Origin of the sequence: Paracholeplasma manati (assembly GCF_025742995.1) — a bacterium.
GTDB classification, from domain to species: Bacteria; Bacillota_I; Bacilli_A; order Acholeplasmatales; family UBA5453; genus Paracholeplasma; species Paracholeplasma manati.
This window is the reverse complement of sequence record NZ_JAOVQM010000003.1, coordinates 18,316-30,412: the sequence shown is the minus strand read 5'-3', so window position 1 is coordinate 30,412 and position 12,097 is coordinate 18,316. Positions and strand designations below refer to the sequence as shown.

Annotated in this window: 10 protein-coding genes; 2 read left to right on the top strand and 8 right to left on the bottom strand. The window is 38.8% G+C overall.

The window, feature by feature from the left end; translation table 11 throughout:
* Positions 1-15: 15 nt before the first annotated feature.
* The 3 genes from N7548_RS04430 to N7548_RS04420 all read right to left on the bottom strand — a co-directional run bounded on the left by N7548_RS04430 (position 16) and on the right by N7548_RS04420 (position 2,067).
* Positions 16-687: an ABC transporter ATP-binding protein gene (locus N7548_RS04430; RefSeq protein WP_263608237.1), complete on the bottom strand. Its 672-nt coding sequence runs from the start codon at positions 685-687 to the stop codon at positions 16-18.
* A 190-nt stretch (positions 688-877) separates the two neighbouring features.
* Positions 878-1,405 carry a dihydrofolate reductase family protein gene (locus N7548_RS04425; RefSeq protein WP_263608236.1) on the bottom strand — a complete coding sequence of 176 codons (528 nt, stop codon included), beginning with the start codon at positions 1,403-1,405 and terminating at the stop codon, positions 878-880.
* Positions 1,405-2,067 carry a TIGR00266 family protein gene (locus N7548_RS04420; protein ID WP_263608235.1) on the bottom strand — a complete coding sequence of 221 codons (663 nt, stop codon included), beginning with the start codon at positions 2,065-2,067 and terminating at the stop codon, positions 1,405-1,407. Before N7548_RS04420 ends, N7548_RS04425 begins: the two co-directional genes overlap by 1 nt.
* 193 nt (positions 2,068-2,260) lie before the next feature.
* On the opposite strand from N7548_RS04420, the gene N7548_RS04415 reads away from it, so the two are divergent.
* Positions 2,261-3,514 (top strand): sensor domain-containing diguanylate cyclase, encoded by a 1,254-nt coding sequence (locus N7548_RS04415; RefSeq protein WP_263608234.1) that lies wholly within the window; start codon positions 2,261-2,263, stop codon positions 3,512-3,514.
* Between the two features lie 34 nt (positions 3,515-3,548).
* Here the strand turns inward: N7548_RS04415 and N7548_RS04410 are convergent, their stop codons facing one another.
* From N7548_RS04410 to N7548_RS04400, 3 genes are all read right to left on the bottom strand, one after another.
* A complete protein-coding gene (locus tag N7548_RS04410; RefSeq protein WP_263608233.1) occupies positions 3,549-4,082 on the bottom strand; it encodes an AAA family ATPase in 534 nt (177 codons plus the stop codon).
* A 64-nt stretch (positions 4,083-4,146) separates the two neighbouring features.
* Positions 4,147-5,466 carry a F390 synthetase-related protein gene (locus tag N7548_RS04405; protein WP_263608232.1) on the bottom strand — a complete coding sequence of 440 codons (1,320 nt, stop codon included), beginning with the start codon at positions 5,464-5,466 and terminating at the stop codon, positions 4,147-4,149.
* Entirely contained in the window at positions 5,453-6,664 is a 1,212-nt protein-coding gene (locus N7548_RS04400; RefSeq protein ID WP_263608231.1) for a heparan-alpha-glucosaminide N-acetyltransferase domain-containing protein, read from the bottom strand. Before N7548_RS04400 ends, N7548_RS04405 begins: the two co-directional genes overlap by 14 nt.
* 53 nt (positions 6,665-6,717) lie before the next feature.
* Here N7548_RS04400 and thpR point away from each other — a divergent pair, with 53 nt between their 5' ends.
* A complete protein-coding gene (gene thpR / locus N7548_RS04395; RefSeq protein ID WP_263608230.1) occupies positions 6,718-7,239 on the top strand; it encodes an RNA 2',3'-cyclic phosphodiesterase in 522 nt (173 codons plus the stop codon).
* A 21-nt stretch (positions 7,240-7,260) separates the two neighbouring features.
* Here thpR and N7548_RS04390 read toward each other — a convergent pair whose 3' ends face one another.
* Together N7548_RS04390 and N7548_RS04385 are read right to left on the bottom strand one after the other, a co-directional pair.
* Positions 7,261-10,266 (bottom strand): phage tail protein, encoded by a 3,006-nt coding sequence (locus tag N7548_RS04390; RefSeq protein WP_263608228.1) that lies wholly within the window; start codon positions 10,264-10,266, stop codon positions 7,261-7,263.
* A 102-nt stretch (positions 10,267-10,368) separates the two neighbouring features.
* On the bottom strand, positions 10,369-11,985 hold the full coding sequence (locus tag N7548_RS04385) for an ABC-F family ATP-binding cassette domain-containing protein (RefSeq protein ID WP_263608227.1): 1,617 nt from the start codon (positions 11,983-11,985) through the stop codon (positions 10,369-10,371).
* Positions 11,986-12,097: the final 112 nt, after the last annotated feature.

The window sequence follows — 12,097 nt, the reverse complement described above, 5'->3', positions numbered from 1 at the left end:
AAAATGAATACAACTTTAGATCTGTTCATCGTTGATGATATTCCCATCTAATAATCGAATGACACGATTGGTATATGACAATAGCGACTCATTGTGCGTAACCATGACAATGGTGATGCCCAAGGTCTGATTTAATTTTCTAAAGAGTTCCATGATTTCTAAGCTCGTATGGTGATCGAGGTTGCCCGTAGGTTCATCGGCGAAAATGATTTTCTTTTCGCCAAGAATCGCTCTGGCAATCGATGCACGTTGTTGCATCCCACCAGAAAGTTGGGATGGGTATTGGTGCATGACATCTTTTAACCCCACCAAATCCAACGCTTCTTCAATCGTTAAACCTTTGTGTTTGATGATCACGTTGGCGAGTTTCATGTTATCATAAATGGTTAAATTGGGTATCAAGTTAAAAAATTGAAAGACAAATCCAATCAAGTCACGACGCAACATGGCACGATCGCTTTCAAGGTAGTGTGCGAGTGGTTTTTGAAATAAAGTGACCTCGCCACTATCGGCTGGTTCGAGCCCGGACATGACATATAAAAGCGTAGTTTTCCCAGACCCACTTGGTCCAATGATGCCAACGAACTCACCTGCATGTATGGATAAAGATAGATGATTCAATACAGGGCGATTGAGGACATCTGGATAATAAGTCTTTTTGACATCCTTTAAGACGATTTGTTCCATGAGATCACCACTTTTCTACTTTCATTATAGCGCAATCCCGCTTAAAAAGAAAAAAAAGGCGACATTATCGCCTTTATCCATGAATGCTAATGTGTGATTCAGTCACTTTTGGATTTAGAAGTGACGTTTTGGTAATCTTTATATTTGGTTGGATGGTATTTACCTCTAAATCGGTATCAATACTGGAAACTCAGCGCTTTTCGTAAGTCAACATAACCATCCCATTGAATGTTTCTGCAGATACCAATTTTAACAGTGTATCGCTGTCTAATTGAGGAAATAAACGTTTACCTGAACCGATGATGTTGGGCATCAGTGTGATGATATAACGGTCTATAGCCTTCGCTTTTAAGAGTGGGTCGATGACCCCTCTACCACCGACGACCCAAATATCAGACCCCTCGGTTTGTTTGAGGGATTCCACGAACTGAACCACATCCCCATCTACAAAAGTCACTTCTTCGTTGGACCCTTTTAAACGATTGGAAAAAACATATACCTTTTTGCCGACATAAGGCCAAACACCCACAGAGATGTGGTTGATGAGTTCTGAATAGGTTTTACTGCCTAAAATGAGGGTATCAACACTGGCTAAAAATTGATCATACCCAAAGTCCACGACTTCATTCGTTTGACCAGCTAAAAAATCAATCGAATCGTTGTCTCTTGAAATGAAACCATCGAGTGAGCAAGCGATGTATAAAATAACCTTACGCATTATTTGTGTTGAACCGGCGACATGAATTTAGACGCTGGCATCGATTGTAAGTACACTTTACCTGGTCCGGTCACGACGGTATGGAATAAACCTTCGCCACCAAATACCATGTCTTTAATATTACCAACGGTCTTGATATCCATCGATACTGTCGAATCCATCGCTGCTAAATAACCCGTATCGACAATCATTTTTTCGCCTGCTTCTAATTCGTATACTTTGACATAGCCATCAAGTTCAACAAACGCAATCCCTTCACCGGTGAGTTTTTGCATGATGAAACCTTCACCACCAAAGAAACCTGCCCCTAATTTGCGTTGGAAGAAAATCGATAATTCTACAGAAGATTCACAACCTAAAAATGCTCTTTTTTGAACGATGAATGGTTTGTCTTTTTGAATTTGAACCGCCATGATGGTGCCTGGCAATGAGGATGCTAAAGCAATCATCCCTGGCCCATTTTTAGCGGTATAAATGTTTTGAAATAACGCTTCACCTGAAAGCATTCTGCCAAATACTTTGCCTAAACCGCCACCTTTGGTTTCCATCGACATGTTTTCAGTCATCCAAGACATCCCACCACCTTCAGTGATGATTTGTTCATTTTCATCCAATTCTACAATGACAACCGGCAGTTGTCCACCTTCAATTTTGTATTGCATAGTATCACCTCTTACCGCTATTTTACTTCATTAGCTCATAATTTTCTACATTGAGAGGCTTTATTTCATTGATTTTTACTTATTTGAAACGATTTTGACAACAAAATGAAGTGGTTTATGCAAAGACATCATGATATAATTAATTATAATAATACCGATTATAGTTTATCCATAGATTGGGGGGACGATAGCGATGCATAAAAAATACCTCGACTTTGATCCTTTTGGCAGCATGATTGTCAAAGCGATGAATGCAGGAACTTGGATTTGGAACATTCAAACCAATGAAACCATTTATAACGAACGCTGGGCAGAAATGATCGGCTATTCTTTGGCTGAACTAGAACCCGTCAGTTTAGATACGTGGTGTAAATTCGTTCATCCAGATGATCTCCACAAATCGGACGAAGCTTTCAAACAACTTTTCGATAAAAAAACTGAGTTTTATTCAGTCGAGGTCCGAATGAAACACAAATTGGGCTATTGGATTTGGGTACTCGATAGTGGTCAAATCATCGAGTGGTCCGAAACTTGTGAGCCTCTGATCGCGATTGGTACACACATCGATATTACCGATTCCAAAAACGCCCAACTTGAGCTTGAAAAGAGTGAACGTAATTTAAGACAAATCGTTGAACATGCTTTTGATATCATTTACCGTATCGACAATAAAGGCAATCTTTCCTATGTATCTAATGCATGGTCAAAACGGTTGGGTTATGCACGTGCCAATTCGATTGGACAACCCTATAAATCATTTGTCCATCCTGATGATGTAAAACGTCTCGATGCGTTTGCTGAAACATTAAAACAATCTGAAGACGCTCAAACCATCAGTGGTTATCGCTTAAGACATGCGAATGGGTCTTGGCGATATTATGAAAGCAATGCTTCTATCATACTTGAAGATGGTGCCATCGCTGGGGTTGGTGGGATTGCGCGAGACATTACTTTATTGATTGAAAAGCAACGAGAAATCGAATACTTATCCTACCATGATTTCTTAACGGGATTATACAATCGCCATTATTTAGACCATATCATTGGTGAAATCATCAAACCTGAACGCTTACCATTATGCATCATATCCATGGACTTAAATGACTTAAAACGTGTCAATGACACCTATGGACACCATATGGGTGATTATTATATCAAACAGGTCGCGACCATCATCAAAGAACTCATACCTACGCCATACCAATTTAGGGTTGGTGGGGATGAATTCTTGGTATTCGTACCCAACACCGATCAGACGACAGCGTTGGAAATTCGAAATACGGTTTATGATCAGCTAAAAAAGATGAAAATCAAAGATTTCCAACCATCGACAGCCTTTGGATTCATAGTTAAAGAATCCATCGATGAAGAAATATATGAAGACATCAAGAAAGCCGATGAATTCATGTATTTGAATAAAATCAAAGTAAAAAGCGGGAATTACTAAAATCAAAACGGGTAGCCATCATGGTTACCCGTTCTTATTTTCTATGTCTTTTTTGATAATGTTCATGAACCCAAAGGGCCAGTTCGTTCAAATCCACTTGTTCATTGTAAATGTGCAAGTCGATTCTATGAAAGTTTTTGAGTTGAAAGACGTTTCTATCACCTAAAATACGTTTTTCGATTTGTTCCGTTAAATCACCACGTGATTGCATCCTTCTGGTTCTGAGTTCTTCACTCGCTTCCACGAAGACCACATAGACATCATCGGCTTGATCAACCAAGGCATTCGCGCCATTGGGGTCAACAATCACGACGCCGTTTTCAACCACGTCTTTCTTTTGAATGCCGTAATATCGATTCGAATATTCGGTGACTTCGTAGAATGCATTCTTTGCCATCAAAGACTTAAATACATCCTCTGTTAGAAAATGATAATCCACCCCATCTTGTTCGCCAGTTCTTTCAGGCCTTGTGGTGGTGGTGACACATTTCTTATACCCATAGGTACGATATAAAATTTTGGCTAGTTCGGTTTTTCCACTGGCACTCGCGCCAACCAATACAATCATAAGACACTTCCCTCGTATCGATTATATCATGAGGTACGCTTAAAATAATCTGTCAAAATCACTTTCATTCTTTTTTCAAGCGACTGATGAATCGCTTGAATTTATTGGCGTGCTTTGGCAGTTCAAGTGTTTGAATTAAAAAGGTGTATGTCCCTTTGAGTCCAAGCGCAGCCAATTCGTCATCTAAACGGATTTTCAATGTATTCACATCAAAATCGCCCAACAAGTCTAAGGTAATCTCTAAATGCGATATGTCGTCTTGAACCACTTGAAATTCACGGATCAGATCGGATGTGGTGATGATCCATCGAGAGAATAAATCGGAATAAACGATTTTAGGTTTTAAATGTTCATCATAAAAATAGATATTATCATCGCTTCTACCTAAAACCTTTTCGATGCGTCTAAACTGTGAACCACATGGACAGGGTTCATCTAAGGCAATCATGTCGTTCATTTCGTAACGAATCAATGGTTGGGCAAAGTTGATGAGGTTGGTTAATACCATCTTATGGCCAACCTGATGGGGTGTTTGAATCAAGTGACCCGCTTCATCATATAGTTCGATGAATACCAAATCCTCATTGATGTGTAAATGTCCTGCTTTACAAGCCGAGGCAATTTGACCTTCGGAAGCTTGATAAATCTCAATGACCTTTGTTTTAAAAGCTTCTTCAAAAACGACTTGATCAGATTTGCTCAATACTTCTGCGTAGGTAATGATTTTCTTTAATTTAACCTGAATTTCTTCGTGTCTCGGCAACAATTGTCTGATGAATGAAGGTGGCGCCATCAACAAGTTGATTTTACCCTGATTGATTTGCTTGATGACATCATCCATATCTGTCATGGTTGAAATATATTTTAGTTTTAAAAAAGGTGCGTTGATGTCATCAAAACCTTGTGAGAATACCCTCAAACAAAAGAGGATGCGTAGTGGTAAATCGGAGAGCGATATCCCACCTCTGGATAGAAACACCCCTGGTAAGCGTTTGGTCATCGATTTAGGTGTGATGTATAACCCTTTATTACCCGATGTACCTGACGATAATCCAACGACGTATTCGTCTTGATAATACCCCAAGAAATCCTTATTGAGTTCCTTTTCGACTGCGTACGCCATGACATTTTCCTTGATTAAACCACAGGTATTGAGGGTTGAAAAGTGGTCCATCATGATTTGTTTGTTGATGGTCGGTAGTTGATAAAAGTCTTCAAACGATTGGATGGTTTGATTACCATACAAATCTTGATAAAACGGGCTGTGTGCTTTCGCATATTCAACGATATGTTGAAGCGATTTGAGTTGTAACGCTTCGATTTGAGCTCGGCTTAATTTTTTTCTATTTTTCGTTAAATAGTGATAATCCTTAACGGCTTGCATAAGCGTCCTCTAAGGCTTGATGTTTACTCGAAGGTGAAACCTTTCTTAAAAGGGAGGTATAAGCCCACTCAATCGTATATTTGTAGTGTTTTTTCTCCCAAGCCATTAAAATGAATCCCCACATCAATACATGAATAAACCCATAGATCAACGCGCCAGGGATGTCGAGTTTGAGTGTGATGAATTGGTTGATGACTAAGAAAATCACTGCACTGGTGATTTGTTCAAAGAAAAATGGGGTTAAACCTGAAATCCCAAACCGTTTAATGAAACGCGTGACGGGATTCAGTTTCACTTGCTTGAAATCAAAGACATAAAGCGCACCTAAAATCATTAACAAGAATAACCCAATTTGAGTGACCATGATGAAATACCATGTCGGGTCAATGGCACGTTCTAACATCGTTTCTGGGGTTAAAATGTACCCGGCAATACCGATAATCATATACGCCAAACCGACGGGTAACATCCAGCGTTTCAAGACTTTAAACTGGTTATGTTTTAGCAGTAACGCGACCCAAACCCCAAATAATGCAAAAGCATAGAATGGTAAAATTGGGTTGTTTTTCGCAACCAACCAATTGAGTAAGATGACTAAAATGTATTGATTGTTATCTCTCGCCTCCAAATACACATTGTATAAAGGAATTCGCACATATGATAAAGCCATAAATACGGTAGCTAAAATGAGGATATATACCGCTGCTTTTGGATGATGGATGTATTTTTTTATCGCTAAGAATAGTAAAGCCAATAGCCAAATGTTGAAGCTGATCATCACCAAACTATCCACATAGAAAATGCGTTCTAACGTCCATGGCTGAAAAGACCCATCACGAATAAAAGACACCAATAAAGATTCATCCATACTTCTACTATCAAAGTGGATGATGCCAGGACCGGTAAACAAGAAATAGAGAGACGCGATAAACATCATCAACAAACCTGCATAACCCATATATTTGATACGTGCTTTTGGGTCTTTCGTATTTAAAAATTGAAGGGTATACGATAACCCAGATACCATCGCGAATAATCCCGCAAACATCAACAAGAAACCAATCAATGTGATGATTAAACTTGGGTTATCCATGTCGACATCATAAATCCCGTCAAAATAGTAAAAAGCGGTGTGTAAGATGATGACAAAAAACACACCCAATCCCCTTAAAAAATCCACTGCTTGTATGCGTTTCATAATGCCTCCTTGGTGTCTATGACAGACTGTTATATAATAGAGATGGTGATTCTATGAGACTATTTATTGGCATCGACTTATCACAGTCGATGAAATCTTATTTATTCAATGTATCCAAAACCATCGAACCCCATACCAGAGGCCATATCACAAGAGAACCCAATTACCATCTAACCCTGGCTTTTTTAGGCGAACTCGATGATATTCAAACAGAACAACTCAAAGGTTGGATGAATACTGTCGATTTTAAGTCATTTCAAATGCAGCTATCGGATATCGACTACTTTCAAAAAGGGGAACGATTCATTTATTATATGGGGATTCAATCGAACCCATCCTTAAAGTCATTATATCAAAAGGTACTCGATTTTATCGCACCTCTCAACATCTCACTCCATGGCAAATTCAGTCCGCACATCACGTTGATTCGTCAAGGTAAGGCTTTTCCAGTCCACGCACTCCCATTACCAAAAACCGAAGAAAACATCGATGTAGACACCATCACCCTATTTTTAAGTCATCAAGTCGATGGCGAGCTCACCTACACCCCGATTCACCGTGTAAAGCTCAAATAACGAACCCGCAGGTTCGTTTTTTTAATGTTTCATATCCAAAAATATGACTTTTTTTAAGAATAGATGTTTATAAAGAACCACTTTAAATGTCGTAACCCCGGGTTGTTTGACCAACCCTGTGGATTTCATTTGTTGTGGGTTTTTAGACACCCAATATAGACATTTGATTTTCTTTAATCCAAAAATTGGTAAATGGATGTGTTTTTTTGCGATGGTATCGTTTAGACGGGTTTCTTTAATCGCCTCAAATTCAGGTATCCACCAATCGGTTCTATACCTTGGGTCAATGACTTGATAGGTCTTCTCATGGATCGAATGATATTCTTTGGTTCTAACGTAAAAGACGTGTTTCTTTTGAATTGGTAAGGTATCTAGTGAAACAAAGGTCTCTGCAGGCATGCCATCGACAGTCCATTCAATGGCTTGTGTTTTTCCAAAGAAAAATACGGATTCAGGGATCGGATACCCATGATTTTTCACATCCAATTCAGGTTTAAATACCACATGACCCAGTGTCAACGCGGATAACATGAATGGTAACACCTGTATACGTATTTGATAGACTTCATCCAATCCTACGACTTTGAAAGGTACGTCAAATAGGGACGCTTGGGTATGAATCTTGGTGCCTTTTAAATGGGGATTAGGTAAGAGATCATAATCGAGTTTTGGGTCTAAGTATCTTAAAATAGATAAGCCTTCGTACCCATAAAATACGGATTGTAAAAGGATACGGTTGAGCTCGGTGGTATGGATACAATGGACATCCAGTTCACGTTCATACGATAACCCATCTTTGTCGATTTTAACCATGAGGTCTGTATGATTCGAAAACGGACGAATCATTAAATCGCCTTGATACAGTTCATCCCCCCGATGGGTGAGCTCATAAACCACATCGATGCCTTCAACTTGTGGTAAAGGGATACGATAGGATGTATACTGCCCCAATTCTTTTTGAATTTGATTCATCTGATATAATAACGTCGTTTTTAACGTGGACTTATTTTTAATTGTATACGATTGATAGAGCAAACCATCGATCAAAACATCGATTTTAAAGGTGTCGATGTGAGGGTCAATGACCCAACGTTCAAGCGATTTGTCATATATACCAGCCGGGATGTCTAACGTCAAGTTATGACCATAACGTCTCACAGTATGTCCATCGATAACGCCCTCGACTTGATTGGGTATTCGGATAAAATCATCGACAATAAATTCGATTTGATCGTGGTAACGGATGTATTGAAGGCCATAAAATAAGCCCGCCACAAGAGACCAAGGTAATAGTAATATCGCGATAGCCCATAGAATCGGAAACATGAGTGGCCACGCAAATAAAACCATCAAAGTGTGTAAATGACGCCACTTCTTTTGATAACCTATAGACAACCTCTGATTTCTCATGAAACGTTTGCTAAAGGTAAACACATTCCATGAGGGGATGTATCCGACGGTAAGGATGCCCGATTGTAGATGGAACAATACCTTTAAGATTATCCATAGATGTACAAATACCAGTTCAACCAGAACCAACGCTAATAATATCAGTAATATTGGTAACAAGATGGGGAGTAACAATACTATATAGTAATAATCTTTAAAATCAAATACCAAATCCATCATCAAGCGTTTGACTGGGTATAAAAAGCGTTTTACCTGTACCCAAGCATTGACACATACAATGAATCCTTTTTGAATCCAGGTAATCACCCAGATCAGGACTTTCTTAATAACATAAAATGTCCAATAAAATAATTGATAAGTGCCATCCAAAAGGATGACGCTTGGTAACCAGATGAGGAGAGTATATAACAACAAGAACCCTTGTAAAAGACTCCACCGAACACTTCGATACAACCATTCAGGTCGATTCCGATAGATGTAAACCAAACCATCTATACAAAAGCGAATCAAGTCGATGGTCTTTGTTATGAACCAAACCAAACTATCCAAAATGCCGGTAACCAACCAATGGATGAAACGGTAGATGGTTTTAACCACAAATTTGAAGCCTTTCCAAAGTTGAATAAAGACCCATCGAATGCCTTTTAATACGTCCAACCATCTCTCATAAAACCAAATGAAGATGTGTTTTATGCATCGACCAATGGCCTGAAATAGTTTGTTCAACTGATGGAAAAGGTATTGAATCCCTTTCGCAATCTTTTCTATATATTTTGAAATGAAAAGAACGATGTGTTTAATGCCCAAAATGATCCATTTAAGTACGGTCAATAATGGTTTTAAGACAAAACGCCATAAAAACGTAGATAGGTGTTTGATGATAAACCACAGCGCTTCCCATAGATGCTTTAAGATATAGCGAATCCCTGTATAACATTGAATGACAACCCATCGGATACCCTGATAGATGTTTTTAACCACATAGGATACCCCTTGGTATAAGGTCGTACATACCCACCACACCTTTTTAGCTACTGTGGATAAGACAATCCAGATACCATGAGCGAGTCTACGGATGATCCAGTTTAAACCTCGATAGACGCGGATTATGATAAACCGTATGCCCTGATAAAGTTTGGTAAATACCCATCGAATTGGGGTAAATAGTTGAATCAAGACCCATTTAATCCCCTGATAGAGTTTAATGAAGATGTACTTTAAACCATGATACACATGGATAAATACCCATTTGAATCCTTCATATAGTCGAATGAATACCCAACGAAAACCCAGATAAATCTTCTTTAACAGGACCCAAAATGGATGAATGACCCATCGATAAATCAGTCTTCCGACCCATTTCAGACCCATGTAGATACTTTGTACGATTACTTTTATGACCGAGTATAATGGTTTGATGAGGGTCATGAATATGGCAGATGAGAGCCATTTCAGGCTAATCCAAAGTTGTGTCATGAGATAGACAAAGGCTTTACCAATCGATTTAAAAATCGCTTTGAGCCCTCGATAGATTGATTTCGCTAACAAACCAAACGGTTTGACCAATAAGATGAGGGTTTTAAGGAACCCTTTCAACACCGATTTTAATTCGGACATAAGTATCCTCCACAATCATTGAAACGCGATGATTTGTTAACATTTTAACATAGATTAAAATAAATAACCATACAAAAAAAGACCCTAAGGTCTCATTTATGTTTAAGCGTTATAGATGGATTTTAAGCGTTGTTTGATATTTTCATTTGTAATGTATTCATCCAATGTGCCTTGGTATTGGATTGAACCCAAGTCGCCAACTTCAACGATCTTATTACAAACCGTATCTAAGAGTCTGTGGTCATGTGAGGATAGAATGATTGCACCTTGATAATTGGATAATCCATTATTGACAGCTTCGATTGATTCTAAGTCTAAGTGGTTGGTTGGTGAGTCAATCAGTAAGGTATTCGCATTCGACATCATGAGTTTGGAGAACATGCAACGCATCTTCTCACCACCACTCAAGTATTTCACTTCTTTGAGTGGTTGGTCGCCTGTAAATAACATACGTCCTAAGAAACCACGAATATAGGATTCAGCTGGTTCTTTAGAGTATTGTCTAAGCCATTCAATCAAGTTCATGTTGCTTTGGAAATATGGTTCATTATCAGCAGGGAAATAGGCTTTTTGAACGGTTTGTCCCCATTTGATGTTACCAGTGGTTGGTTGTAGCTCACCTGCTAGAATACGCAATAACGCGGTTTTAGCGAGGTCATTATCCCCTAATAACGCAACTTTATCGCCTCTGGTCATCATAAACGATACATTCTTAAATAAAGTGATACCATCATGGGTATAGCTGATGTTATCGACTTCGATGACATCTTTACCCAGTGCTTTTTCAATATCAAACCCAATAAAAGGGTATTTTCTTAAGCTCGGAACAATGTCTTCGAGTTGAATTTTTTCTAAGGATTTTTTACGCGAAGTCGCTTGGCGAGATTTCGATAAGTTCGCACTAAATCTCGCGATGAACGCTTTGAGTTCTTCCATGCGTTCTTCTTTTTTCTTATTACGATCCGCCATTAAGCGTTGAATGAGTTGAGAGGATTCCATCCAGAAATCATAGTTGCCTGGGTAGAGTTTCGCTTGATAATAGTCGATATCGACCATATGTGTACACACATTGTTTAAGAAATGTCTGTCGTGGGATACAGTGATGACGGTATTTTCATAATTGATTAAGAATTCTTCAAGCCAGTGGATGGCTTCGAAGTCTAGGTGGTTGGTTGGCTCATCTAACAATAAGATGTCTGGGTTACCAAAGAGGGCTTGAGCCAACAAGACCTTCACCTTGTGCTTTGGCAAAACATCAGCCATGGGTTTATAAAAGTCTTCTTGTGGGACATTTAACCCATTTAAAAGCTTTTCAACTTCGACTTCGGCGTTCCAACCATCGAGTTCAGCGAATCTCACTTCTAAGTCGGCGAGTAAAAACCCTTCCGCTTCAGTGAAATCGACTTTCGCATACAAGACTTCTTTTTGTTTCATGATGTCATAGAGTTCTTTATGACCCATGATGACCGTTTCCATAACCGTTAAGTGGTCATAGGCATTTTGATTTTGTTTTAACGTGGCGAGACGTTTGTTTTTTTCGATGATGACATCGCCTTTGGTTGACTCTTTTTCACCGGATAAGATTTTTAAAAAGGTGGATTTACCAGCGCCATTCGCGCCGATCACACCATAACAGTTGCCTGCAGTAAATTTGATATTGACGTCTTCAAACAGTTTTTTATCTGGGAAGACTAAAGATAGATTCGATACAGTAATCATAGGGTACTCCTTTATTATTTATAATAAACACTTGATAGCCTTATCAAGTTTAAACGATATCCCTCGTTTTGTCAAATAAAACCGAAGAAAAAGATGACATCTGGGCAGATAT